The organism is Microbacterium sp. HM-570, assembly GCF_054165885.1.
The window spans coordinates 2181280-2206489 of sequence record NZ_CM135111.1 but is presented as its reverse complement, the minus strand read 5'-3'; the positions used below and the strand labels follow the sequence as shown (position 1 = coordinate 2206489).

Here is a 25210-nt window from a genome sequence, read left to right as displayed (position 1 = left end):
TTTCGGGGATCTCGACATTTCGGGAGTGTGCCCAGCGGGCCCGGGTGCGACACCTTCTTTCCCACGGGTTTACCCGGGACAAGAGGGAGACCGTCCGGAACTCCGCCCGCGAAAGCCTCGTAAGCCTGTTTCTTGCCGACCAGTGCTTAGACGGCCTCCTGAACTGCGGTGAACCTATCCTTTGGTGCGCCAACAACTCGAGCGCATCGAGCCCAGTAGCCGACATGTCGATCCCGAGTTCGTCGACGGCCCTGAACTAGTTCGTCGAGGGCCTTGAAATGATGGCTGGCCACTCGTGTTGTGCTTCGCACCTCGCCAAGAGCCAGCTCAGTCCCCTTCCTCGAGCTGGGCACGGAAGTCGTCGGCCGCACCTATGAGAGCGTCACGCATCTCGTCGATCTGATCTCGCGCGAATCGCGAGGAGGGAACAGCGACCGTGAACGCAGCGATCGGGCGGTCGAGTCGGTCGTGCACGGCGACGCCCACTCCGCTGACGCCCTGCTCGGTCTCCTCGACGTTGACGCCGTACCCCTGACGACGCACCCGGGTGAGGTGGCGCTTGAGCGCAGGCAGGTCTCGATAGCGAGCAGTCGGCCAGTCCGGCAACCCGCGCGCGTAGAGACGGTCGAGATCTGCCATGGACATCGCGGCCAGGATCGCCTTGCCGCCTGCCGAACAATGCGCCGGCATCTCGTCGCCGACCCGCACCCCGACCCGCAACGGCAGCTCGCACTCGATGCCGTCGAGGAATCGGATGTTCTGCCCGTGCCGCACCATGATCTGCACGGTCTCACCCAGCCGATCATGCAGCTGCTCGAGAACAGGATGCGCGAGCGAGCGCACTGAGCTGAGCGTCAAAGGTTCCGACCGCGGAGCGAGCAGCGCGGGACCCCGGCGATACCGCCTGTCTCGATCCTGGACGGCGAAGTCACGATGCACGAGGGACGCCAGCAGCCGATGAGCCGTCGACGGCGCGACGCCGAGCTTCGCCGCGGCATCCGTGACGCTCAAGACCTCCCCGTCGCGCAGGGCGGTGAGCAGCACGAGCGCGCGGTCCACCGACTCCACAGGCGACGCGCCGACCGCGGTCATGATCCGACCTCGCTGCGCAGGCCGAGGAGCCCCGCCGCGTTTCCCTTCATGATGAGGTGTCGCGCCCCATCGGGGATTTCAAGAGTCGCGAAATCCGACATCCATCGCTCCGGAGTGATCAGTGGATAGTCCGACCCGAACAGCACTTTGTGCTTAAGAATTGTCCCAGCCTGGCGCACGAGCTGAGGCGGGAAGTACTTGGGCGACCAGCCGGACAGATCGATGAAGACGTTCGCCTTGTGGGTGGCCATGGCGATCGACTGGTCGACCCACGGGACCGCCGGGTGCGCGAGAATGATCCGAAGAGAGGGAAAATCCGCGGCGACGTCGTCGATCAGCATCGGCTCCGAGAGCCTCAAGCGGATGCCGCGACCTCCAGGGAGGCCGGCGCCGATTCCGGTCTGTCCGGTGTGGAAGAGCGCGATCATGCCGTGCTGTGCAAGCAGGTCGTAGAGCGGCCAGTGTTTTCGGTCCGAGGGATCGAAGCCCTGCAGGCTCGGATGAAACTTGAAACCGCGCACTCCGTGATCCTCGATCAACACCCTGGCATGCGCCACGGCGTCAACACCGTTGTTCGGATCGACCGAGCCGAAGGGGATGAGTACGTCCGCGTTCTCGCGACATGCCTCGGCGAGCTCCACGCTGCTGAGTGCCGGCTGCCCGAGTGTGCTGCTCGCATCGACCGTGAAGACCACTGCCGCCATCCGCAGGTCACGGTAGAGGGCTGCGATGCGATCGATCGTCGGGGTGCGATCCGCGCCGCTGCGGAAGTACGCCGCCGAGGCGTCGAGCAGCTCCTGGTCGAGAGCGAAATGTCCGTGTCCGTCTGCCTCGACATGCACGTGCATGTCGATGGCGACAAGGTCATCCACCCGGATCTCCGGGGCAGCAGCGCTCATCGAACAGCCGCCAGGTCGACGAACTGCTGCAATGCTCCCGCATCGTCCACGGCATCCGGGTCGACGGCATCGCTCAGGGCCTGACCCAGCAGGATCCGCTTGACCGGCACTTCGAGCTTCTTGCCGGTGCGCGTGTGCGGAAGCGCCGCAACTGGCACCACGCTGTCTGGGACGTGGCGTGGCGAGAGCTGCGTTCGAATGGCCGATCGCAGGCGTTCGACGAGCTCCGCTTCGATCGGACTGCCGTCGCTCGACACCACGAACAGGAGCAGCTCCCCGTTTCCGCCGTGAGCATCGTCCAGGTGGACGACCAAGCTGTCACCCACCTCGGGAAACGTGTCGACGATCCCATAGAAGTCCGCCGTCCCCAACCGCACGCCGCCACGATTGAGCGTGGCATCGCTACGCCCGGTGATGACGCAACTGTCTGCGTCGCTGAAGCGGATCCAGTCCCCATGACGCCAGACACCGCGGTATACGTCGAAGTACGCCGCGCGATAGCGACTGCCGTCGTCATCGCCCCAGAACTTCACCGGCATCGACGGCATCGGAGTCAGCACGACGAGCTCGCCCAGTTCGCCCACCACGGCGCGACCCGACTCGTCGAAAGCGCGAACGTCGACACCGAGGCTCGGTCCGGCCATCTCACCCCGCCACACCGGCTGCCATGGTCCGCCCTGAACGAGACCGGTACAGACATCGGTGCCGCCGCTTCCGACATTCAGCAGCACACTGTCCCCGAACTGCTCGTGGACCCACTCGAAAGCGGACGTCGGGAGCGGGCTGCCCACCATGCCGAGCTGTCGGATGCTCGTGAGGTCGAACTGCTTCGCGGGCTCGGTCCCCTCGCGGATCTCGTGCATCAGGAAGGCGGCGCTCAGACCCACCACCGTCGGTCGCCACGCCTCGATGAGCTTCCACTGCAGATCGCTGTCGGGGCCAACCGGGTTGCCGTCGATGAGGACGATGCCCGCCCGGAGCATCAGCGCCGACACGACCGCGTTCCAGACCATCCACGACGTCGTCGTGAACCACATGAGGCGGTCACCGGGGCCGAGATCCCAGTGCAGAGCGTGATTCTTGAGGTGCTCGAGAACGATGCCGCCGTGCCCGTGCACGATGGGCTTGGGAAGCCCGGTCGTTCCCGAGGTGAAGAGGACCGAGAGCGGATGGTCGAACGGCACCGGTTCGAAGGCGAGCGGCCGCCCGGTGCTCTCACCCAGTGCGAGGAAGTCGTTCCAGGACGTCGCGTCCTCGACGACGGCGCCGAGGTAGCGGACACTGACGACGTGTTCGACGGTCGGAAGGCCGGCGCGGACGTCGCGCACGTCGCCCCGACGATCGACGTCCTTCGTGCCGTACCGATAGCCGTCGACGACGAACAGCACGGTCGGCTCGATCTGGCCGAGTCGGTCCAGCACCCCTTTGACGCCGAACTCGGGTGCACACGCTGCCCAGATCGCGCCGAGGCTCGCCGTGGCCAGGTAGGCGATGACGGCCTCCGGGATGTTCGGCAGGTAGGCGGCCACGCGGTCGCCCGCCCGCACCCCCAGTTCCTCGAGTGCGGCGCGGGCCTGCGCGACACGCTGACGCAGCTCACCGAATGTCAGTGTCAGCTCGTCGCGAGTCTGCGAGAACGCATGAATCGCGACCGCTTCGTCGTCAGACGCTTCCGCGGGGTCGCGCAGGGCGTGCTCGGCGAAGTTGAGGGTCGCTCCCTCGAACCAGCGCGCGCCCGGCATCACCCGCTCAGCCAGCACGGAGGTCGCCGGCGAGTGGGAGATCACCTGGAAGCAGTCCCAGATGGACTGCCAGAAGTCCTCGAGGTGATCGATGGACCAGCGGTGCAGCGCATCCCAGTTCTCGAAGCGCAGACCGAGCTCGGCATCCAGCCACTCAAGATAGCGCGCCGTCTCGGAGCCCTCGCGCGGGAGCGCGGGGGCCGGGATCAGCACATCGGGGACGTCAGCCATGTCGGTGCCCGTTGCCGCTCTCCACCTTCGTGGGCACAGTGATGCTCGAGGTGATCCACGACATCATCTTCTCCTTGGGGTCGAACGCGGGTGCGCGCTCCACCCCGCTCCACACCGTCTCGGGCCGGCACTGCAGCAGAAGGAGGTTCGCCCCCGCCGGCAGCTCTTCATCGACCGCGAACTCGATGTCCTGCGGTCCGCCGTTGCGCTTCTCGAGGCGCTTGCCGAGTTCGGCGAGCGCGACGACCTCGTCGTCGCTCAGGCTCAGCTGGTCGCGGCGCTCCTCCGGCACCTCGACCGATGAGTCGCCGCGGCGATATTCGACGCGCTTGTCCCCGAGCACCCGCGCCTGCACACCCAGTCCCACCTTGTTGACCGTGAAGCGATCCGGGGTGACCTCGCCGCCTACGACCGAAAGACCGAGGCCCCAGCTGGCTTCCAGCACGACGCGGGAGCGGTCCCCACTGATCGGGTCCAGCGTGAACATGACGCCTGCCGTGCGCGCGCGGACGGTCTTCTGGATGACGACCGCCATCTCGATGACCGACAGATCGATCCCGCGCTCCAGGGCGTAGCGAAGCACCCTCGGTGCGTACACGCTGGTGTAGCAGCGGTGCACGTGAGTGAGCACGTCGTCGATGCCGCGGATGTCGACCCACGTCTCGAACTCACCGGCGAAGCTGTCGGCAGACGAGTCCTCAGCGGTGCCGCTGGAGCGCACCGCCACCGAGACGTCGTCCGTGCCGGTGAGCTCGCAGAGCTCTGCATACCCCTCGCGGATCTTGTCGGCGACATCGCGAGGAAGCTGGGATGCCGCCATGAGGATGTCGATGCGTTCGGAGGCCCCCTCGATCGCCGCGTAGTCGCGCGGGTCGAGCCCCTCAAGCTGCGCAGCGATGTCTCGGCGCAGGTTGTCCTGATCGAGGAAGCGGCGGTATGCGTTGGCGCTCACGGCGAACCCGGGCGGGACGGGATAGCCGGCGGCGGTCATCTCACCGAGGCCCCTGCCCTTTCCGCCGACGAAGCGCGCATCGGAGCATCCTTCATCCTCGAAGCGGAACGTGAAGCTGTGCGGATCGAAAGTCATTGTGCTTCCTCCTCCAGGATCGTCACGACGCCGGTGTCGCCGTCGACGCGGACGCGCTGTCCGGTCTTCAGCCGCGCGGTCGCGAATCCGGTGCCGACCACGGCGGGGATGCCGTACTCGCGGCACACGATCGACGCGTGACTCATCATGCCGCCGATGTCGGTCACGACGGCTGCGGCAACCGAGAAGGCGGCCGCCCAGCTCGGGGCGGTGATGGCAGCGACGAGCACCTCACCCGGCTGGATCGTGGCGACGTCCTTCTCCGTCTTGAGCATGCGCACGGGGCCTTCGTAGACACCCGGGCCGCCCGGAATGCCGGAGAGTGCGTTGCTGTCGGCGTCTGAGGCGCCCAGCCAGTCGAGCACACGCTCGGTCGTGACGCCGTAGTTCATCACCGCGAACGGGTCGGTGACCTCTACCGGCGGGATGCCATACGCAGGCGGCGCACCCTGCGCCTGCAGCGCCGTCACGATGCCGCGGCGCTCCTCGATGATCGCTGCCCAGCGCTCCTTGCCGCGGGGCGGAACACCGATGGCCCAGGACTGCACGACGTCGGCCAGAACCTCATCGAGCTCGAACCGATTGATGTAGAAGACGTCATCCTGCTGCGCGGTGAAGCCCGCCGCGACGAGGAAGTCGCCGAGCTCCTTCGCCTTCTCCCAGAACACCGAGTGGGCCCAGTGCTCGATGTAGATGTTGTGCTCTTCGATGAACGGGAACACCGTGCGCGACAGCCCGAGGAGCTCGTCGAACTGCGCACTCTCCGCATCGGTGAGCAGATCGCGGTAGCCCGAGACGAGCTCGTCCCGTTCGCTGCGAAGCCTCTCGATCGGGCGTCTCACGTCGTCGCCCTCGGCGATGCGCCGCGCGTAGCGACTGATGCCCTGCATCGGGATGTTCGGGTCGGAGACCCAGGTCTCCTGGTCGTTGGTGAAGCCGTACTCGGCGAAGTAGTCGAACCAGGGGTCCTTCGACGTCTCGTATTCTGCGAGCCACTGCCGTCCGTTCTCGCTCTCGGCCAGCACCGCGAACGTCTCGGCTGCGTCACGAGCGGCCGCGATCTCATCGACCAGCTCCAGCTCGACGGCAAGCGTCGCGAGGCGACGGAGTTCGTCGTCGGGGCGGAACGCCAGCACCTCGACACCTGCGACCATGCGCGCGATCTCCTGATCGCTGATCTGCGGGAACGCCTGCTTGCAGAACTGGAAGAAGACGATGTACCCGCCGTACCCGAGGTTGAGGAACTCGAAGTGATGCTGCCAGATGACGAAGAAGTCGTCGATGAGGCGGTGGTAGTTCGCGATGATGTCCCACGACGTCGAGACACCGCGCGCTTCGGTGACGACCTCGATCGGGTCGAGATCGCCGAGCGGCGGGAAGGAGATCGTGCGCATCCGCTCGACCGCGTCGGACACCTTCGTCTTCCACTTGCCGTAGAGCTCGTCCCAGTTGGCGTAGTAGTAGCCGGCACGCTCCTGGAACAGCTCGGCGCGACGGCCGATCTCCTCGGGGTCGGTCACCGCGATCGGGCGGATGTACACGTACCCGTTCATGACGCGCACGTCCAGGCCCAGAGCAGTGGGCAGCACGAAGATGCGCGTGCTGTTCTGTCCTGCGCCGAGGTAGACCGCCTCGGCCCCGATGCTGTCGAACGGATGCACCCCACGCGACCAGTGCATCGTGTCGGCGAACCAGAATCCGGAGTCCTCCTCGTCCCGGCGCTCCTGACCGGGCACGAGGTAGTACGGATACATCGATCGCCAGTTCTCGGCGCCTTCTGGCGCGGGAACCTCGTGGAAGAACGGGAAACGGCGCTGGTTCTCGGTCATGTTCATGCTCCTTGTCGGGTGGATTGCGGTGCGAGGCGACGGTGCAGCACCGCGACGTCGTCTACGACGATGTCGGGACGTTGGGGTTGCGGGAGGGTGTCGAGATCGGAAAGGCTGGTGGCGCCGGAGAGCACGAGGATGCCGGTGCCGCCCATGTGGCGCGCAAGCTGGATCTCCACGAGCGCGTCTCCGACCACGGCCGCGGCGCTGCCGGGCACGGCGAGGCGTCGCAGCAGGCTCTCGGCCAGCACGGCGGACGGCTTGCCCGCCACGATGGGCTCTCGGCCCGTGGCGAAAGAGACGCTCGCGGCGATCGCCGCAGACACGGCGAGAGACCGGCCACGGCCCCCGTAGAACCAGGGTGTTTCGACCGTCGTGTAGAACGTGGCACCGTCCGCGACCGCGAGCGCCGCGGCATTGAGCGTCGCCGCGTCGTAACTCGCGGCGGCGCCGACCACCACGACATCCGCGAGAGGGCTGCTCGACTCCACCAGCTCGAGTCCGTGCTCACGCATGGGCGCCGCCACACCCTCGGCTCCGACGACCAGGACGCGTGCGCCGGGGTGGTGCGCCAAGACGTGATCCGCGGCGGCGCTGCCGGCCGTGACGAACGCGTCATCCCGCACCGGCAGGCCGATCTCTCGAAGGTGCTCGGCGTAGACCGCCGGCGGGCGCTCAGAGGCGTTGGTGCAGACGATCACCTCGTGTCCGGCATCGTGGAGCTGGTCCAGGATCTCGCGGGCGCCGGGGAACAGCTGCCCGCCGTGTCCACCCGCGGACGCGGTACGGATCAGGCACCCGTCCACGTCGAACACCCATCCGCGGATGTCTGAGAGATCAGCGTTCACGAGGCTCCTCCCGGACGGGTCAACTCGAACGTCACGTCCCGGTTGGAGAAAGCGACGCTGACCTTCGGCCGATCCTCGACCGCCTTCAGCAGAGACCTCAGCGTGGATGCCGCGGACGCACCCCGCGCGGCCTGCATGGCGTCCACGTGCTCAGCCGGCATGACGGCGCGGAGCAGAAGCTCCTCGTCATCGACGCCCCCGAACCGCTTGCGCATCTGCTCGAGCGTCTCGTCGCTCGTTCCGTCGGACGGCGGCAGCTTGCCGCGGGGCGTACTCATCGCGCGATCGAGAAGGTCCTGGTCGACCTCGCCGGGCAGAGGCCCGAAGTCACCGCGAAGCAGATCCACGACCTCATCGCTGAGCTGCTTGTAGCGCTCCCCGGTGATCACGTTCAAGGTCGCCTGCGTGACGATGTACTGCGCGAAGGGCGTCATCACGATCGGCCAGCCGAGGTCGCGGCGCACCACGACGGACTCCTCGATGACTGAGTCGAACAGCTCGGGACGACCCATCTCGCGCAGTTGCCGCGCGAGCGTGGACTGCACCCCGCCGGGGATGGTGTGTCGGTAGTAGTCCTCGTCGTACTCCCGGGGGACACCCGCGGGCAGGCGCTTGATCTTCGCCTGACGCGTCCAGTACGCCGACGCGCGCTCCATCGCCTCGACGTCCACATCCACACGGTGGCCGCGGGCACGGAGATTGCGCACCATCGTCAGGCCGGACGGATGCGAGGATCCGTTCGCGAGCGGGGGGAGAGCCGTGTGCAGCTTGGTCATCCCGAGGTCAGCAGCTTCGAGGAGCGTCAGCGGCGCGACGCCGGTGGTGGCGTGGCTGTGGATCTCGTCGAGGCGCAACCGCGTGAGGCGACCCTGCAGCATCGGGACCATGGAGCGCAGCCGTTCCGGGGTCATGAGGCCCGCGGGGTCCTTGAGGTAGACGCTGTCGATCGCGCTGCAGTCCTCGAGCTCGGCGATGCGGTCGGCGTAGTAGCCGTCCGTATGCACGGGGCTCGTGGTGTAGCAGATGCCTCCGACGACTTCGGAGATTCCGGCATCCTTCGCCATCCGCGCGATCCGGCCGGCGCCGACCATGTCGTGCATGGGATCGATGACCCACAGACGGCTGACGCCGTTGCGGGCGAGCAGTCTGAAGGCGAGTTCGAACAGCACGTTGGGGGTGCGGGAGAAGGTGATGAAGCGCTTGCCGGTGGTCAAGAAGCCAAGGGGCGTGTTCGGCATCAGCCGCTTGGCCGTGCGCAGCATCTCCCAGGGGTCCTGTTTGTGGGTGCGCACCGACATCGCCAGGAGGGTGCTGCTGGCTGCTTCGATGGCCCGGTAGCCGACCTGATCGAGGTCGGGTGCGGCGCCCGCGATCATGCGAGTCGTCATGCCGACCGCACCCCAGAGGCTCTGGTTGCCGTCGCGAATCGACACGTCGACGAGTTGCACGTCGGTCACGATGCGCCTCCTGTCAGGATGCTGTCGCCGAGCCAGTGCGTGGTCACGCTGTTCTCGCGGAACGCCGGCTCGGCGACGATGCGTCGCACCAGCGGTCGGGAGGTCACCACACCGTCGATGAGGAAGTCGTCGAGGGCGCGGAGCATGCGGTCGATCGCAGCCGCCCGGTCGGCGCCCCACGTGATGAGTTTTCCCATGAGGGCGTCGTAGTACGGCGGGAACAGGTAACCCTGGTAGATGTGCGAGTCGAGGCGGATGCCCCCGCCGGCCGGCGGTCGCCACGTGGTGACACGACCGGGCGTGGGTGCGAGGCCGCGGTCCGGGTCCTGCGCAGTGATGCGGACCTCGATCGCGTGGCCTTCGATGGCGACATCGTCCTGCGTGATCTCGATGGGCTCGCCGAGCGCCGCGAGCAGCTGCTGGCGCACGAGGTCGACGCCGGTCACCTGCTCGGTCACGGGATGCTCGACCTGCAGTCGTGGGTTCACTTCGAGGAAGGCGACTTCTCCGCCGCGGGTGTCGTAGAGGAACTCGACGGTGCCGAGGCCGACGTACTCGAGCTCGGCGGCGATCTTCAGCGCGCTCGAGGTCATCACCTCACGAGTGGCGTCGTCGATCGACGTGGAGGGCGACTCCTCGACGACCTTCTGGTAGCGGTACTGCACGGAGCACTCCCGCTCGCCGAGGTGGATGCGGTTGCCGTGGCGATCACCGAGGATCTGCACTTCGATGTGCTTGGCATCTGTCACGTAGCGCTCGAGGAACACGGTCCCGTCGCCGAATGCGGCGGCCGCCTCACTGGATGCAACACTCCACGCGTCTGCGAGGTCGGCGGCGCTGCGCACGAGCTTCATACCGCGCCCGCCGCCGCCGTACGCGGCCTTCACGAGCACCGGGAACCCGATCTCCTCGGCCAGGCGCGAAACCTCATCCCAGTTTTCGGCGGTACCGCCGGCCGAGACGGGAACCCCGAGCTTCTCAGCGAGCGCGCGCGCGCTGAGCTTGTCGCCCAGGGCATCGAGCGCCTCAGGGGACGGCCCGACGAACACGACGCCGTTCTCTGCGCAGCCGCGCGCGAGATCGCTGCGCTCCGACAGGAAACCGTAGCCGGGGTGCAGGGCCGTGCATCCGGTCTCGATGGCCGCGTGCAGCACAGCGGGCACTGACAGGTAGCTGTCGCGGGACTGGGGACCCCCGAGGACCACGACACGACCCGCGCGCCGGGCAGCGAGCGAGGTGCGATCGGCGAGCGAGACGCCGAGCACGGTCTCGTAGCCGAGGCGGTCGCATGCCTCGATGATGCGCAGGGCGATCTCGCCGCGATTGGCGACGAAGACGCGCTGGGTCACGACGCCCTCCGAAGGACGAACAACGGCTGGTCGTACTCCACCAGAGCGCCGTCGCGCACGAGGACGCGTTGAATGACACCCGCCTCTCCCGCAGGGACCGAGTTCATGAGCTTCATGACCTCGATGATGCAGAGCACGGCGTCGGCGCCGACAAGCTGGCCCTCGTGCACGAATGCGGCATCTCCTGGCTTGGGGGCGCCGTAGAAGGTGCCGAGCATCGGAGATCGAACAATGAACTCGTCGGCGGCGACGTCCTCTGCCGAGCCTGAGGCAACGGGAGCCTCCTCGGAGTGTGCCCGGGCAGACGGTGTCGCCGGACCGGTTGCCGGGGAAGCCGCCGACGCGGGCGCCGCGCCGTCAGCGGGGCTCGTGGCCAACGGCTCACCACGGCTGACTGCGATCCGCAGCTCGCCCTTCTCGAACCGGAATTGAGTGAACTCGGTCTTGTCGAGCAGCTCGATGATCGCGGCCAATTCTTCGAGGTCGACCTCCACGTGACGACTCCTCACATCTTTGTGGGTTGGACGGTGCCGAGGCGGCGACCGATCGTGACGAGAGTATGTCGTCATTCCTGACCACGCAATGGAGTTGCTAGGGCATTCCGTTCTACGGAATGAAGGTGGAAGCCGCAGCGTCTTGACATTTTCGTTGGAGTACTGACTATAGTGGCGGCAGTGACTTGCGATCGAAGGAGATCACGTGCAGTTCTACCGAGCCGGCTATCGCCCGGGAGACCCCGACATCCACCCCGCGGCGCCTGACGCGCACTCCGCGGAGATCCCCGAGGACATCGACGTGCTCATCGTCGGCACAGGACCTGCCGGGTGCGTGCTTGCCGCGCAGCTCGCCGCGTTCCCCGGCATTCGCACGCGGATCATCGAGCGTCGCGATTCCCCTCTGCAGGTCGGGCAGGCCGACGGCGTCGCATGCCGCACGGTCGAGATGTTCGAGGCATTCGGGCTGGCCGACGCGCTCCTGCGCGAGGCGTACTGGGTGAACGAAGTCCGGTTCTGGGGACCGTCCGCGACCGATCGATCCCGTATCGAGCGCACGGGCTGGGTGGAGGACACCCCAGCAGGCCTGAGCGAGTTCCCGCACGTCATCGTGAATCAAGCGCGAATGCAGCAGTTCCTGCTGGATCACGCGGCCCGGTCGGCAAGCCGGCTGGTCCCGGATTACGGAGTCGAGTTCGTCTCGCTCGACGTCGAGTCGGCGGATTCGCCTGTCACCGTGACTCTGCGCGACGCGTCAGGCGAGCTGTCGACGGTGCGCGCCCGCTACGTCGTGGGATGCGACGGCGCGCGGAGTTCGGTGCGGCGTGCAATCGGGCGAGAGCTGAATGGGGACGCCGCGAATCACGCGTGGGGTGTGATCGATGTTCTGGCCGTCACCGACTTCCCGGACTGGCGCACCAAGAATGTCGTGCAGTCCGCCGGAAAGGGCAGCCTGCTCATGATTCCCCGCGAAGGCGGCAATATGGTGCGGTGTTACGTAGACCTGGGTGAGACCACGGGCGACAGAAGTGTTCGTGACACCACCTCGGAGCAGATCACAGCCGTGGCCAACAGGATCCTCCACCCGTACTCGATCGATGTGCGCTCCATCGCGTGGTTCTCGGTCTACGAAGTCGGCCAGCGACTGGCCGATGCCTTCGACGATCTGCCGACGGGCGACGATGATGGCGTGCCGCGCGTGTTCATCGCGGGCGACGCATGCCACACCCACTCTGCGAAAGCCGGCTTGGGGATGAACGTGTCGATGCAGGATGCGTTCAACTTGGGCTGGAAGCTCGCCGCCGTGCTCGAGGGCCGGTCGGAGGCCTCGCTCCTCCGGTCCTACTCGCAGGAGCGGCAGGCAGTGGCCAAGGAGCTCATCGACTTCGACCGCTTCTGGTCGTCCTTCATCGCTCAGCCGATCGTCGATCCCGACAATCCGACGCAGGGCGGGGTCACCTCGGAGGAGATGCAGTCGCAGTTCGCACGCCAAGGCCAGTACACCGCGGGAGTCGCCACGCGCTATCTCCCGTCCGTGCTGACCGGTCATGCCGATTATCAAGCAGTGGCGACAGGGTTTCCCGTCGGCGCGCGCTTCCATTCCGCGCCGGTCACACGGGTGTCCGACGCCAGGCGCATGCATCTCGGCCACGCATTCCGCGCGGACGGCCGCTGGCGCATCTTCGCCTTCGGGGACCGCGATGACTCGGACCTTCGAGCGTTCACGACCTGGCTCAAAGCGGCCCCGGAATCGCCCGTGCGGCGATTCACGCCGCCCGGCGCGAGCATCGACAGTGTCATAGACGTTCACGCTGTGTTCCAGCGAGACCATCACGACCCCGCCTTCGCGGACATTCCCGACATTCTGCGACCGCATTCGGGCCCGCTCGGCCTGCAGGACTGGGAGAAGGTCTGGGCCGTGGACCCGGGCGAGGACATCTACGAGACACGGGGCATCAGCCGTGACGGAGCGATCGTCGTCGTGCGCCCGGATCAATATGTCGCTCACGTCCTCCCATTGTCGGCACGTGCCGAACTCTCCGACTTTTTCGCTGGAGTGCTCGTGGAGCGGGCGGCGATCGCGCTGGCAGGATGAGGAGGTGCCGACACCGCCCTCTCCTGTCCGCGACCTCGACTCCGAGCCGCAGCGCTACGTCGGATATCTGATTCGTCGCGCCCAACAGCGGCACGTCGCGCTGTGGTCGACGCTGGTCTCCACCGAGACCTCGAGCGTTCAGTACTCGATCCTCGCCGTCCTCGACCGACTCACCGAGGCCAGTCAGAAGGAACTGTGCGACGAAGTCGACCTCGATCGCTCCACGGTCGCCGACCTCGTCGCGCGGATGGAACGACGCGGCTTGATCGAGCGGCGCCGGGACTCCAGAGACTCGCGGCGCAACGTTGTCAGCCTGAGCGCTTCCGGTGTCGCCGAGCATGCCCGCCTCGAGCCGCTCGTGGAGAGTGTGCAGATCGAACTCACGCGAAACCTCACCGACGAGGATCGCGACGGTCTGGTTCGCATCCTCCGCCTCATGCTCCGCTAGCGCTCGAGGACGACGGCGAGCCCCTGGCCGACGCCGATGCACAGTGCGGCGACAGCCACGCCCCCTCAGCAGCGGCGGCGGCGCTCGTGAGCACGTGACTCGACCTCGAGCCGATCGTCCATCCCGCATGTAGTAGCCCACTCGGGAATCTCGAGTGCGTCAGCGATCTCCTTGCGCCCGTCGTTCGGATGCGCGCGCGGGTGGCCGATGATGCAGGCCTTGAACATCCTGCCGAGTGGGTTGAGGGGATCCTCCGCGGCATCAAGCGTCTGAGGGTCGGATCGTCTCCGGCGCGGTCCCTGGACCGATTCCGCTCAGAATGGCGCACGCAGGAATGTCCGATTCCCGCCAGAAACAGAAAAGCGTTCCCGCTCCCGTTCAACGGGAAGCGAAAACACTATCTGATCAGGCATTTATGGCGGTGACGGTGGGATTTGAACCCCAAAGAGTCCCGCTCGGACCCATTCCAGTTCGATCAGAAGGCCGCGGATTCATGCGGTTCCAAGCGTGTTGCGGTCGGTGTTCGACCCCTTTCGGTCGGTCTCGTTCGTGTTGAGATGTGGGCACCGTGTGGGCACGGACCCGGGGCGTGCGGATGTCCTGATAGTGTGATGTATCAGGACATGCCTGACGATTCTGCATCAGGACATCTCTGACGGTTGATGTATCAGGACATCGCTGACGTTAGAGGGTCTTGCGGGGCCCGGGTCGACGGCCGTTGCTGACGTATTTGGTGCCGGGTTTGGGCCAGGGGTGCTCGATGATCAGCGTGCCGCGGAGGTCGAAGACCATCACGGTCTTGCCTGCGTCCATCACGCAGACTCTCTGCTCGGCGAAGGCGCGACCGATTCCGAATCGGATGCCGCGGAACTCGACCGCGCCGGTGTTGCCGACCAGCTTCACCCGGATCTCCTCCGAGGGCCCAGGCGTCGGTGCTCGCGGAGCGACAGGGCGGGGCGGTTCAGTCCTCGAGGTGGCATCCCAGGCGGTCCGCGGCGTGACCCGACCCGGAAGGCCTTGATGAGGACGCTGGGTGTTGTAGATGAGGTCGAAGTCGTCGACCTGGGTTTGCAGCAGTTCGAGGGTGGCCGCGAGGGGCTGCTTGTCGAGGAATCGGAACAGGGTCTGGTGGAACCGCTCGTTCTTGCCTTGCGTGGTCGGTTTGTAGGGCTTCCCCGTGATCGGTTCGACGCCGAGAGAGCGCAGGTAGGCGACCAACTGCCCGAGCACTCCTCGTCGGGACGGGTTCAGGGCAGCGCCGTTGTCGGAGAGCAGTCGCTGCGGAACGCCATGAGCGGCGATGCCCTTCTTCACCACGACGATCGCGGCTTCGGACGTTTCGCCCCAGGCGACGTGGGAGGCGATGGCGAGGCGGGAGTGGTCGTCGATGAGTTGGAAGATCACGCATTTGCGGCCGCCGGTGAGGACGTATTCGGTCGCGTCGAGCTGCCAGCACGCGTTCGGTGCGGGATAGACGAACCGGCGATAGGACGAGCGTGGCTTCTTTTTCGGCTCGGTCTTCGCGACACCCGCGTCGCGGAAGATGCGAGACAGCGACGCCGTCGATGGCACCGGCTCCATTCCGAGCGTGCGCATCTTCTCGTGAACACTGATCGGGCCATGGTCGAGCCCGGACTGTTCCAACGCGGCCCGCACCGCAATCGCCTGCGCGGCGATGTCGTCGGCGAGCTTCCGCGGGCTGTGCTTCGGGCGCCTCGACCGTGGCTCCAACGCAGCGGCCGGCCCCTCCGAGGCGGCACGTCTTCGGATCACGTAGAACGTTTCCCGCGAGATCCCGTGCTCGAAACAGAACGTCGTCACCGATCCGCGCGGAGCGTCAGGTGGCCACTGCGTGATCGCGAGGCGGACACGGGGATCAACAGGCTCAACACGGCTCATCCACCACACATAGAGCGAGAAGTGTCAGGACCACATCACCCAGAAGCGTCAGAGATCTATTGATGCGCCACCGTCAGGGATGTCCTGATAGATCACAGCGGATGTCCTGATAGATCACAGCGGATGGCCTGCACGGGGACATGCGCGAAGACAACGAGCGTCCAGGACCGCAATCTAGCGGAGAGAGCCGTGTGTGCACTAGTCGGGCAATCCGGGCTTGATGGGCGCCGTCGTCCGCCACTCAAGACCCGGATACACCTGTCACCGCACGACGACGGTTGCGGTCGCTAGCCGGTTGAGAACCTGCTGGCTGGTGGATCCGAGGATGAACCGGGCGATCGGTCCACGGCCGTGGGAGCCGATGACCGCGAGCCGCGCGGTCATCGCGAGCCGGTTGATCACCGCATCCGGGCTGTAGCTGCTCTCGACGACACTGCGGACGACCAGATCGGGGTAGAGCTGCGCGAGGCCGGCAAGCGATATCGCCAGCGACTCCTCCGTGAGGATCTGCATGTTGCGCAGGTACTCATCGGGATACGTTCGCATCCCGAGCGGGATGGCGACGGTCGACCAGGTGCTCACCGCGATGAGCGGCTCACCGGAACGCTCCGCCTCCGCCGCCGCAAAGGCGATCGCAGCTTCCGATACCGCCGACCCATCCGCTCCGACGACCACGCCCTCGCGCGCCGCCATATCGAGGTCGGGTACGACGACGACCGGGCAGTGCGCGCCCGCGGTGATGCGGATCCCGTGCGGCCCGCGAGCAGGACCCGACTCGGGGCCCCGGTAATCACTACCGATGACCAGAAGGGCTGCTCCCGTCGAGGCCTCGATGAGCTGTTCAACGGGATTGCCCCGACCCACGCGCGTCTCGACGGGCACTCCTCGTTCGCGAACGCGCTCGGCTTCTCGATCGAGCAGGTGCTGCGTGAGCTCGAGCGCCTCGTCGATCACTCGGCCTTCGCCGACGACCCCGACCGCGCCTCCGACGATGGAAACGAGTTCTACCGCATCGCCCCGACCGGCGGCTCGATCGGCGGCCCAGTCGACGGCCCTCCGCGACGCAGCCGCATCCGTCACACCGACAACTACTCTTTCGCGCACTTCGCACTCCTCTGCTCGAGGCGACGCTGTGGCGGTCGCCGCGCTGCTTCCACCTCCGACTATTCCCGATCACGGTGGGCACGCGCCAGGACATAGGTCCCGCTCCCTCCTCGTCGGGCACAGAGGGACCATGGGCCCTATCGGTATCGCTCGCGGTGGCGCACTGTGGGAGTACAGCGGCGAGCGATCTGTGTTGCTTCGCCGAGTTCTGAGAGACGACAGGTATTGGGCGTTATGACTGCAGTGAACTCCGCCGAATCTCTCCAGCCCGGCCTGCCGTCCGAGCGCCCGCCGGAAGACCTCACGCACCACCCGGGCGCCTCGTCGGGCTCACCGAGCAAGCCGCATGCGCACCACGCCACCGATGTCCTCGCGGGGCTCGACACGAGCCGCTCGGGGCTGCGGTCGAGCGACGTTGATCGGCGTCACGCGCACTTCGGTCCGAACAGCTTTCCTGAGCCAACGCGAACGCACCCCATCGTGCGCTTCCTCGCACAGTTCAACAACGCCATCATCTACGTGCTCCTCGCGGCGGCCGTCATCAAGCTCGCCTACAGCGACTACATCGACGCGTCCGTGATCCTCGCTGTCGCGATCATCAACGCCATCATCGGCTTCGTCCAGGAGGGGCAGGCAGAGAAGGCGCTGCTCGGCATCCGCCGCATGCTCTCGCCACAGGCGACGGTACGCCGGGACGGCGGGTGGCACGACGTCGAAGCCGCCACGCTCGTGCCGGGCGACATCATCAGGGTGAGCGCCGGCGACCGCTCACCCGCCGATGCGAGGCTCGTCGAAGCACGCGATGTGCGCGCAGACGAGGCGGCATTGACCGGCGAGGCGGTGCCCTCCGACAAGCACACGGATCCGGTCGTGCGCGATGCCCCCGTCGGCGACCGCGACAACATGCTGCACGCGGGGTCGGTCGTGGTCGGCGGGCGGGCCGTCGCGGTCGTGACTGCGACGGGCACGCGCACAGAACTGGGACGGATTCAGCAGCTGGTGCGCGACGTCGAGCAGACCGATACCCCACTCATCCGCTCGATCAACCAGCTCGGACGCCAGATCACGGCGATCGTGCTCGCGCTGATGGTCATCATGGTCGTGTTGGGGTTCGTCCTGCACGGCGACCCGTTTGACACCCTGATCTCTTCTGCGATCGCCTTCGCCGTGGCCGCCGTCCCCGAGGGGCTGCCCGCCGTCGTCACGATCACGCTGGCGCTCGGCGTGCGACAGATGGCCGCTCAGCGCGCGATCACGCGCCGACTCGCTGCCGTCGAAACCCTGGGGTCGGTCACCGTGATCTGCTCGGACAAGACGGGAACCCTGACGAAGAACGAGATGACCGTGCGGGCAGCGGCGACCCCGAATCGCCGCTACACGGTCACGGGCGAAGGCTACGACCCCGAGGGCACCGTGCTGGCGGAGGGCGCCACCGACGAGTCGGGCCCGGAACATCCGCACTCGGGCGATCTCACCGAGATGGCCACGATTCTCGCGCTCTGCAACGACGCTCGCCTCGACCACGCCGAGACGGGCGAGTGGCGGGTCGTCGGCGATCCCACCGAGGGCGCCCTGGTGAGCTTCGGGCGCAAGGCGAACGTCGAGTTGACGCCCTTCACGCGTGTCGACGAGATCCCCTTTGACGCCGACTTCAAGTACATGGCTACGCTCGACAGGTCGGCTACCGGCGAGCAGTTTGTCTCGGTCAAGGGTGCGCCCGACCGGGTGCTCGCGCTCTGCGCGTTTCAGCGGGCCACCGACGGAGGTCATGCTCCCCTCGATCCCGACGCGTGGCAAGCGCTCATCGATGACTACAGCGCCCGGGGCATGCGCGTCCTCGCTGCGGCGCGCCGCGACCTGCCGACGGATGCCGTGACCGTCGAGACCGGCGACCTTCGCGAGCTCGTCATGCTGGGCGTCGTCGCGATCGCCGACCCGCCTCGACCCGAGGCGACCGCAGCAATCGCCAAGTGCCAAGATGCCGGCATCCGCGTGAAGATGATCACGGGTGATCATGCGCTCACCGCCCACGCGATCGCGGCCGAGATGGGACTGACTGACGCCGATGCGAGCGTTCTGACGGGCGCGGACGTGGATGCCCTCGACGACGCCCAGCTGGAGGATGTCGTCACCGATGTCGACGTTTACACGCGCACAAGTCCCGAACACAAACTCCGCATCGTCGCGGCCCTCCAGGCGCGCGGCGGTGTCGTCGCGATGACCGGTGACGGTGTCAACGACGCCCCGGCGCTCACCCGCGCCGATGTCGGGGTCGCGATGGGCATGAAGGGAACAGAGGCGGCGAAGGATGCGTCGGATGTCGTGCTCGCCGACGACAACTTCGCCACGATCGAGCGGGCCGTCAGCGAGGGCCGCCGCGTGTACGACAACCTGCAGAAGTCGGTCGTCTTCATCCTGGCGACGACGCTCGGCCAGGCGCTCGTCGTCTACACCGCCGTCGTCGTCGGCTTTGCGGACCCTCTCCAGCCCACGCAGATCCTCTGGGTGAACCTCGTCACCGCCGTCACGCTGTCGCTCGCATTCGCCTACGAACCTGTCGAGCCGGGAACGATGACGCGCCGCCCACGACCGCCCGGCGAGTCGATCCTCTCGGGCAAGCTCTTCCTGCTGGCAGGCATAGGGGTCGTGGTGGCCGCGGCGACCACGACCGCATTCTTCGTCGAGCTCAACAGGAGCGGCGACCTGGAGATCGCGCGAACCGCGGCGGTAACCGTGCTGGTCGTCACCCAGATCGCGGTCCTGTTCAACGTCCGCCTGCTGCACGGCTCGAGCTTCACTCGCCGTGTCTTCACAGGGAATCGTGTGATCTGGATCTCGATCGCCGCGCTTGCCGTCCTGCAGACGGCCTACACCTACCTGCCTCCCCTCCATCTGTGGTTCGGCTCGGTGCCCCTCGGCTTCGTGCAGTGGGCGACCGCATTCGCCTACGGCCTCGCCGTCTTCCTGGTCATCGAGGCGATCAAAGCGATCGGTCGTCGTGCCGCGCCCGCCGGGTGGCGGCGCGCCGATCCGTCCGGTCGGGGAATCGGCGTAGTTCACGACTAACCGACACCCAGGGCACCCGCCTCGCACTCACCGGATCTTCGTCAGCATCGACCTGGAAGTGCTCGCCGCGAGCGTGCCGTCACGATACCGCCACAACGACCGTCGGCCCCGGGAGCACTTCGCTCAGCAGGTCATCCATCGTCACGATACCCAACAGGCGGTCGCCGTCCACCACGGTCGCGAGCTGCACACGTCCGTACCTCATCCGCGCGAGCGTGTCGTACGCCGACGCATCGGGAGTCGTGACGAGGGCGTCCCGAGCGATGTCGACAGCGGGTGTCGCGAGGTCGACCGCCAAGGTGTCACGAACGTGGGCCACCCGCGAACCGGCACCGGTTCCAACGAGAATGCGCAGATGCCCGGACGAGGCCGCGACCTCCTGGATGTCGGCCGCGGTCGCGGTCAGCGGCACGTAGGTCGGCACTCTGTCGGTGCGGACGATATCGCCGACGGTGAGTGTGCCGAGCGCGATCGCTCGCGCGATGGGTTCGGAGTACTGCAGATCCAGGGTGCCGGCCGCACGAGAGTGCGCAACGAGTTCGCGGATGGTGTCAGCATCCTGTCCGCCCGCGGCCGCCTTCTCGACGGGCTCGACACCGGACGCCTTGACGAGACGGTTGGCGATCTGGTTGATCCACAACAGGAACGGTCGCAGCGGCCACGTCAGCGCCCGAGCGGTGATGCCCGTCGCCTTCGCAGCGACCTCAGGGTGCGCGATCGCCCACGACTTTGGCGCCATCTCACCGATCACGAGGTGCAGGAAGGTCACGACGATGAGCGCGAGCATGAACGCGATCACTCCCGAGAGCAAGGAGGGCAGACCCCATTGCTCGAGCACCGGCGCGAGGGCGTAGTCGATCGCGGGTTTGGTGATGGCACCGAGCAAGAATGTGCAGGCGGTGATGCCGAGCTGGGCGAAGGCCAGCATGACCGTGAGCTCGTTCATCCCGCGCAGTGCCGCGCGGGCAGACGCACTGTGGTCGGCTTCCTGCTCGAGTCGGTGCCGCCTCGCGGCGAGCAGCGCGAATTCGACGATGACGAAGAACGCGCTCGCGAGGATCAGGGCGGTCGTGATGATCGTGACCATCCACCAGCTCATCGGGTCGCCTCCTCGTCGCGAACTTCGACCGGGGTGACGGCACGTTCGCCGTCCCCCTCCGCGGTGCCCTCCGCGATGTCGCGGTCGACTTCGCGAAGCCTCACGACAAGCCGCGAGGGCACATGGCGTTCGACTTCAATGACCTCTATATCGAGCCAACGCTCGATATGCAGGCCCTGGACTGTCTCGCCCGGTTTCTCCGGCAAGGTGATCCGAACCGTCCCACCCTCGGGGAGAAGATCGCCGTACTCGGTGATGATCAAGCCCGCGATAGTCTCGGCGTCGCCGCGCGGGAGGTCATGACCGATCAAGCGCTCGACCTCGTCGAGGTGCACGTCACCCGGCAGGGTCCAGTGATCGTCCCCCACGTTCACGACTTCGTGGACATCCATGTCGTGCTCATCCGAGATCTCGCCGATGACTTCCTCGGTCAGGTCTTCGATGGTGAGGATGCCGTCGAAGTTGCCGTACTCGTCTACGACGCAGGCCAGTTCGTTGCGGGTTTGGCGCATCCGCTGGAGTGCGACCGGCAGCTGCATCGTCGTGGGGATCACGACTGCGTCGCGCATGACCGTTGAGACGGGCGCGTCGTTGTTGTGCTTGTTGCGGAGAAGGTCGATGAGCTCGACGACGCCCACGGGGTCGTCTTCTTCGCCGATGACCGGATAGCGTGTGTGTCCGGTCGCCATGAGTGCCCGCACCGCGCCGATCGTGGTGTCGGGTGAGATCGAGTCGATGCGTGAGCGCGGAACCATGGCGTGCTCCACGTCGCGCTGTGGGAAGTCGAGGATGCGGTCGATGATCATCGACAGGTCATCCGGCAGGTCGCCACTTACGCGGGACTCTTCGATGATGGCCTCGAGGTCGCGCGCGGTGGCGCTTTCGTCGACATCTTCCAGTGGCTCGATCCGCAGCAGACGCAGCAGCGCGTTCGCCGCGACGTCGAAGACCGTGATCAGCCATCCGAACGTCAACAGATAGATCCGCGTCGGCATCGCGAGCGCGCGGGCCAGGGGCTCGGGGTTCGCGATGGCGAGGTTCTTCGGGTAGAGCTCACCGAAGATCATCGTCACGATCGTGGCGAGCAGCAGGGCGCCGATCGTGCCGACCAGGATCGATACCGCCGGGTCGATCCCGACACCGCCCAGCAGAGTGCCGAGGGATACACCGATCAGCGGTTCCGCGACGTAACCGATCAACAGGCCGGTGACGGTGATGCCGAGTTGCGCGCCCGAGAGCATGAAAGAGGTGCGCTTGGTGATCGCGAGCACGCGCTTCGCTTGCGCGTCGCCCTTCTCCGCGAGCGCCGCCATCCGCGAGCGGTCCACGGACATATAGGCGAACTCTTGCGCGACGAAGAAGCCGCACGCGACGATGATCGCCAAGGTCACGATGACGCCCACCAGCAGGGTCAGTGCTGCCTCGAGCATCGAATTTCACCCCCTCGAAGATTGAGGGGGCCGGGTGATCGACCCTCCTGGTCAGGGGAGGTACGACGGTGGCTCACGGGGTTTCTCTCTCGTGGGTCATTAGCAGATGAAACAACGATACGTGAGATCACACGCTCTCGATCGCAGCGCGGACCCTGCAACGGGTCAGTGCGCGTCTACGGCAGAACGGATTCGACGCCCGACGCCGATCGCCGGCACTCCGGCACCCACGACGATAAGGAGCAGCACGATCGCCGCGGCGGTCAGATTTGCCGCGCCCAACCAACCAGCGATCGGGTAAGTGATGAGGAAGCATGCGTGGGAGAGCGAGAACTGCGCGGTGTAGACGAGGTTGCGGTTCTGTTCCGTGGACGCAGCGAGCAGGAGCCGGGCTGAGGGCGTGTTGACGAGAGATGTTCCGGCGCCGAGGAACCCCCATACGACGAGCAGCACGCCCCAGACATCCGTTCCGCTCGTCGCGACGATCGTGCAGACCACGGCCGCGACTAACCCGAACGCGATCGTCGCTGCGCCGGCGGTCATGGTGCGGGTGACACCGATCCTGTCGACGATGCGCGGCGTGTTCAGGGCAACGAGCAACGACCCGATCCCGTAAGCGGCGTAGGTGAGTGCGAGGGCGCTGTCGTCGAGGGCAAACAGGCTCTTCACATACACAACGCTGTTGACCAGCACCAGCGCGGTCGCGCCCGCAACGACGACGTTCATCAGAAGGAGGAAGCGGAGACTCTGGGTGCGGGCGAATACCCGGACGCCCTCGCTCGTGCGCCGCCAGAACGACAACGTCGCGGTGCTCACGACACGAGGCGGAATCGCCGTGAGCGCAACAAGCACCGCCGAGATCGTGAAGCCCGCCACGGTCCCGACGAACAGATTGTTGTAACTGATGACGGTAAGCAGTGCCGCGGCGACGATCGGGCTGACGATCGCTTCGAGGTCATACGCGAGCCGCGAGAGGGACAGCGCCTTGGTGTAGTCGCGTTCATCGGTGAGGATGCTCGGGATCGTGGACTGGAAAGCCGGCGTGAAGGTCGCCGACGCCGACTGCAGAACGAAGATGATGACGTAGATCTGCCATGTCTCGGTCACGAACGGCAAACTCAACGCCATCGCAGCGCGCACCACATCAGCACCGATCAGAACAGCCTTACGTGGAAGACGGTCCACCGCGGCCGCCACGATCGGGGCAACGGTCACGTACGCGACCATCTTGATCGTGAGCGCTGTTCCGACCACCGCCCCAGCATCGGCCCCCGCCAGGTCGAAGGCGAGCAGCCCCAACGCCACCGTCAACATGCCCGTGCCCAGCAGTGCGATCACCTGCGCCGCAAAGAGGCGTCGATAGTCGCGGTTGCGGAGAACGGACGAGAGTCCCCCGCTCACCCCTGCTCGTCCTCGACCGACTGGGGATTGCCGCTTTCGTGGTGTGCAGGAGCGTCATCCACGGAGTGCTCGGCCTGCAGCAGTGCCTCCCGCACGACCCGGATGGCGTGCTCGTCGACGAGCGAGTAGTAGGCACGGTTGCCGTCTTGCCGGACCCGAACCAGCCGCGCCCACCGTAACTTCGCCAAATGCTGAGACACCGCGGGGCCCGACCGGTCGACGACCTCCGCGATGCGGTTCACCGACAACTCGCCGTCCCGCAACGCCAGAAGAATCCGCACCCGGGTCGCATCGGACAGCAGCCGGAACACCTCGACCGCGACGTCCACGTACTCACTATCCGCACTCAGCCGCTCAGCATTAGTATCTGCATGCATGCTTAGATACTAACCCTTCTTGTTCAGGCCAAGATCCCGGCCCCGATGAACGAGTTCTCAGCACACCCGGGTGGCACGGCGAAAACCGCAGACCCGATCGGGGTCGTCCACTGATTGAGGAGATCGAGCTCGTCCAAGCGCCGTTGAATCGGCACGAATTGGCTTGCGACATCCGCTTGGTAGCTGGCGAAGATCAACCCAGAGTTCGACACCTGCTCGCCTGCGGGTGTGTCGTCGTAGTTATACGAGCGGCGGAAGATCCGTTCGTTCGGGTTGTCCGATCGGGCTCGACGCATGTGGGAGAACTCGGGAATGACGGGGAAGCCGATCGCGGTGACCGCTTCGAAATTGGGCTCGTCGTGCTCTCGGGAGCCGGTCAGTGGCGCGCCATTGGATAGTCGGCGTCCGACCGATTGCTCACGCCCGGGTCTGTCCAGTTCGTCCCAGGTGTCGAGGTTCATCGCTATGCGCCGCACAACGAGCCCTGTTCCGGCGGCGAGCCAGCGTTCGTTCGACCACACCACGGCCTCGAAGTCGGTCGTCCCAGGCTCGGGGTTGACCGTCTCGTCAACTTGTCCGAAGAGGTTCCGCATCGCGGTGCCCTCTGTGGCCGTGCCGTACGCGCGCCGAAACCCTGACTGGCTCCACCGCACCGTCGTAAATGCCCGCGCATCCTTCAACAGCATGCGCGACGCGTGGGCCACGCTGATCGGCTCGTCCGCGGCAACCTGGATGAGGAGGTCGCCGTGCGAATACCGATCTTCAAGACGGTCGATCGAGAATGCCGGCAACGGTCCGAGCCAGCCGGGAGCGGCGACCGAGGCACGCCGCACGAACTCCGGTCCGAACCCGAACGTCACGGTCAACCGTGCCGGAGTAAGGGCGAGCTCCGGCTCCGTATCGGCAAGGGCGGGCTGGCCCTGCGTGAGACGTGCGGCATCGTCGGTGAGGAGCTGCATGAGTGCCCGAAGGCGTCCACGATCCACCTCCGGACGGAGATCTAACGCCAGGAAGGTGCTGTGCGCTTGCGCGGGTGTGTCGATTCCCGCCTGATGCGCCCCGTAGAACGGCACGGTCCGGCTGCCGTTCATGACCGGCACTTCAACCGGCACCGATTCGCCCGAGTCGCGGTTGTTCGTGATGGCGTAGGTGCCGCCGATGGTGGCCGCGGCCCCGAGGCCGGCGACAGCCCCTCCAAGGAGGAACTGTCGCCGGCTGTTCGAGGCAGGGCGGCCGGAATCAGTTTTCCGGTCGGAAGCCATC

General features: G+C 66.4%; 19 protein-coding genes. 3 read left to right on the top strand and 16 right to left on the bottom strand.

Annotated features, from left to right (window positions below):
- Window positions 1-327: 327 nt before the first annotated feature.
- Genes ACT9TC_RS10490 through accB form a run of 9 tightly spaced genes read right to left on the bottom strand, consistent with a single transcriptional unit; the run spans window position 328 to window position 11028 of the window.
- Window positions 328-1092 (bottom strand): IclR family transcriptional regulator, encoded by a 765-nt coding sequence (locus ACT9TC_RS10490; protein ID WP_458040458.1) that lies wholly within the window; start codon window positions 1090-1092, stop codon window positions 328-330.
- Window positions 1089-1991, bottom strand: coding sequence for an amidohydrolase family protein (locus tag ACT9TC_RS10485; protein ID WP_458040457.1), 903 nt, complete (start codon window positions 1989-1991; stop codon window positions 1089-1091). The genes ACT9TC_RS10490 and ACT9TC_RS10485 overlap by 4 nt, the downstream gene beginning before the upstream one ends.
- Window positions 1988-3964 (bottom strand): acetoacetate--CoA ligase, encoded by a 1977-nt coding sequence (locus tag ACT9TC_RS10480; protein ID WP_458040456.1) that lies wholly within the window; start codon window positions 3962-3964, stop codon window positions 1988-1990. Before ACT9TC_RS10480 ends, ACT9TC_RS10485 begins: the two co-directional genes overlap by 4 nt.
- On the bottom strand, window positions 3957-5051 hold the full coding sequence (locus ACT9TC_RS10475) for a PEP/pyruvate-binding domain-containing protein (protein WP_458040455.1): 1095 nt from the start codon (window positions 5049-5051) through the stop codon (window positions 3957-3959). The genes ACT9TC_RS10480 and ACT9TC_RS10475 overlap by 8 nt, the downstream gene beginning before the upstream one ends.
- Window positions 5048-6880, bottom strand: coding sequence for a PEP-utilizing enzyme (locus ACT9TC_RS10470; RefSeq protein WP_458040454.1), 1833 nt, complete (start codon window positions 6878-6880; stop codon window positions 5048-5050). The genes ACT9TC_RS10475 and ACT9TC_RS10470 overlap by 4 nt, the downstream gene beginning before the upstream one ends.
- Before the next feature lie 2 nt (window positions 6881-6882).
- Complete coding sequence (locus tag ACT9TC_RS10465) at window positions 6883-7728, bottom strand: HAD-IIA family hydrolase (RefSeq protein ID WP_458040453.1); 846 nt, start codon at window positions 7726-7728, stop codon at window positions 6883-6885.
- A complete protein-coding gene (locus ACT9TC_RS10460; protein ID WP_458040452.1) occupies window positions 7725-9185 on the bottom strand; it encodes a pyruvate/oxaloacetate carboxyltransferase in 1461 nt (486 codons plus the stop codon). Before ACT9TC_RS10460 ends, ACT9TC_RS10465 begins: the two co-directional genes overlap by 4 nt.
- A complete protein-coding gene (locus ACT9TC_RS10455) occupies window positions 9182-10534 on the bottom strand; it encodes an acetyl-CoA carboxylase biotin carboxylase subunit (RefSeq protein WP_458040451.1) in 1353 nt (450 codons plus the stop codon). Before ACT9TC_RS10455 ends, ACT9TC_RS10460 begins: the two co-directional genes overlap by 4 nt.
- Complete coding sequence (gene accB / locus ACT9TC_RS10450) at window positions 10531-11028, bottom strand: acetyl-CoA carboxylase biotin carboxyl carrier protein (protein ID WP_458040450.1); 498 nt, start codon at window positions 11026-11028, stop codon at window positions 10531-10533. The genes ACT9TC_RS10455 and accB overlap by 4 nt, the downstream gene beginning before the upstream one ends.
- Before the next feature lie 205 nt (window positions 11029-11233).
- Here accB and ACT9TC_RS10445 point away from each other — a divergent pair, with 205 nt between their 5' ends.
- On the top strand, window positions 11234-13123 hold the full coding sequence (locus ACT9TC_RS10445; RefSeq protein ID WP_458040449.1) for an FAD-dependent monooxygenase: 1890 nt from the start codon (window positions 11234-11236) through the stop codon (window positions 13121-13123).
- A gap of 4 nt (window positions 13124-13127) precedes the next feature.
- Complete coding sequence (locus tag ACT9TC_RS10440) at window positions 13128-13571, top strand: MarR family winged helix-turn-helix transcriptional regulator (RefSeq protein ID WP_458040448.1); 444 nt, start codon at window positions 13128-13130, stop codon at window positions 13569-13571.
- Between the two features lie 684 nt (window positions 13572-14255).
- Here ACT9TC_RS10440 and ACT9TC_RS10435 read toward each other — a convergent pair.
- Both ACT9TC_RS10435 and ACT9TC_RS10430 read right to left on the bottom strand, forming a co-directional pair.
- Window positions 14256-15470, bottom strand: a complete 1215-nt coding sequence (locus ACT9TC_RS10435; RefSeq protein ID WP_458040447.1) for a DDE-type integrase/transposase/recombinase — start codon at window positions 15468-15470, stop codon at window positions 14256-14258.
- A 261-nt stretch (window positions 15471-15731) separates the two neighbouring features.
- Complete coding sequence (locus ACT9TC_RS10430) at window positions 15732-16574, bottom strand: universal stress protein (RefSeq protein WP_458040446.1); 843 nt, start codon at window positions 16572-16574, stop codon at window positions 15732-15734.
- Window positions 16575-16808: 234 nt separating this feature from the next.
- Here ACT9TC_RS10430 and ACT9TC_RS10425 point away from each other — a divergent pair, with 234 nt between their 5' ends.
- The gene (locus ACT9TC_RS10425; RefSeq protein WP_458040445.1) at window positions 16809-19640 is read left to right on the top strand and encodes a cation-translocating P-type ATPase; all 2832 of its coding nucleotides are present in this window, start codon (window positions 16809-16811) and stop codon (window positions 19638-19640) included.
- Between the two features lie 79 nt (window positions 19641-19719).
- Here ACT9TC_RS10425 and ACT9TC_RS10420 read toward each other — a convergent pair whose 3' ends face one another.
- The 5 genes from ACT9TC_RS10420 to ACT9TC_RS10400 all read right to left on the bottom strand — a co-directional run bounded on the left by ACT9TC_RS10420 (window position 19720) and on the right by ACT9TC_RS10400 (window position 25209).
- A complete protein-coding gene (locus ACT9TC_RS10420) occupies window positions 19720-20739 on the bottom strand; it encodes a CNNM domain-containing protein (RefSeq protein ID WP_458040444.1) in 1020 nt (339 codons plus the stop codon).
- Entirely contained in the window at window positions 20736-22169 is a 1434-nt protein-coding gene (locus ACT9TC_RS10415) for a hemolysin family protein (protein WP_458040443.1), read from the bottom strand. The genes ACT9TC_RS10420 and ACT9TC_RS10415 overlap by 4 nt, the downstream gene beginning before the upstream one ends.
- 165 nt (window positions 22170-22334) lie before the next feature.
- Window positions 22335-23570 (bottom strand): MFS transporter, encoded by a 1236-nt coding sequence (locus ACT9TC_RS10410; RefSeq protein ID WP_458040442.1) that lies wholly within the window; start codon window positions 23568-23570, stop codon window positions 22335-22337.
- On the bottom strand, window positions 23567-23947 hold the full coding sequence (locus tag ACT9TC_RS10405) for an ArsR/SmtB family transcription factor (RefSeq protein ID WP_458040441.1): 381 nt from the start codon (window positions 23945-23947) through the stop codon (window positions 23567-23569). Before ACT9TC_RS10405 ends, ACT9TC_RS10410 begins: the two co-directional genes overlap by 4 nt.
- 23 nt (window positions 23948-23970) lie before the next feature.
- Complete coding sequence (locus tag ACT9TC_RS10400) at window positions 23971-25209, bottom strand: Dyp-type peroxidase (RefSeq protein ID WP_458040440.1); 1239 nt, start codon at window positions 25207-25209, stop codon at window positions 23971-23973.
- Window position 25210 lies beyond the last annotated feature (1 nt).

Bases quoted from the DNA above. Each gene is read 5' to 3' on its own strand.
- ACT9TC_RS10490 (WP_458040458.1), bottom strand. From the start codon at position 1,092: ATGACCGCGGTCGGCGCGTCGCCTGTGGAGTCGGTGGACCGCGCGCTC.
- ACT9TC_RS10485 (WP_458040457.1), bottom strand. From the start codon at position 1,991: ATGAGCGCTGCTGCCCCGGAGATCCGGGTGGATGACCTTGTCGCCATC.
- ACT9TC_RS10480 (WP_458040456.1), bottom strand. From the start codon at position 3,964: ATGGCTGACGTCCCCGATGTGCTGATCCCGGCCCCCGCGCTCCCGCGC.
- ACT9TC_RS10475 (WP_458040455.1), bottom strand. From the start codon at position 5,051: ATGACTTTCGATCCGCACAGCTTCACGTTCCGCTTCGAGGATGAAGGA.
- ACT9TC_RS10470 (WP_458040454.1), bottom strand. From the start codon at position 6,880: ATGACCGAGAACCAGCGCCGTTTCCCGTTCTTCCACGAGGTTCCCGCG.
- ACT9TC_RS10435 (WP_458040447.1), bottom strand. From the start codon at position 15,470: ATGAGCCGTGTTGAGCCTGTTGATCCCCGTGTCCGCCTCGCGATCACG.
- ACT9TC_RS10425 (WP_458040445.1), top strand. From the start codon at position 16,809: ATGACTGCAGTGAACTCCGCCGAATCTCTCCAGCCCGGCCTGCCGTCC.
- ACT9TC_RS10420 (WP_458040444.1), bottom strand. From the start codon at position 20,739: ATGAGCTGGTGGATGGTCACGATCATCACGACCGCCCTGATCCTCGCG.
- ACT9TC_RS10415 (WP_458040443.1), bottom strand. From the start codon at position 22,169: ATGCTCGAGGCAGCACTGACCCTGCTGGTGGGCGTCATCGTGACCTTG.
- ACT9TC_RS10405 (WP_458040441.1), bottom strand. From the start codon at position 23,947: ATGCATGCAGATACTAATGCTGAGCGGCTGAGTGCGGATAGTGAGTAC.
- ACT9TC_RS10400 (WP_458040440.1), bottom strand. From the start codon at position 25,209: ATGGCTTCCGACCGGAAAACTGATTCCGGCCGCCCTGCCTCGAACAGC.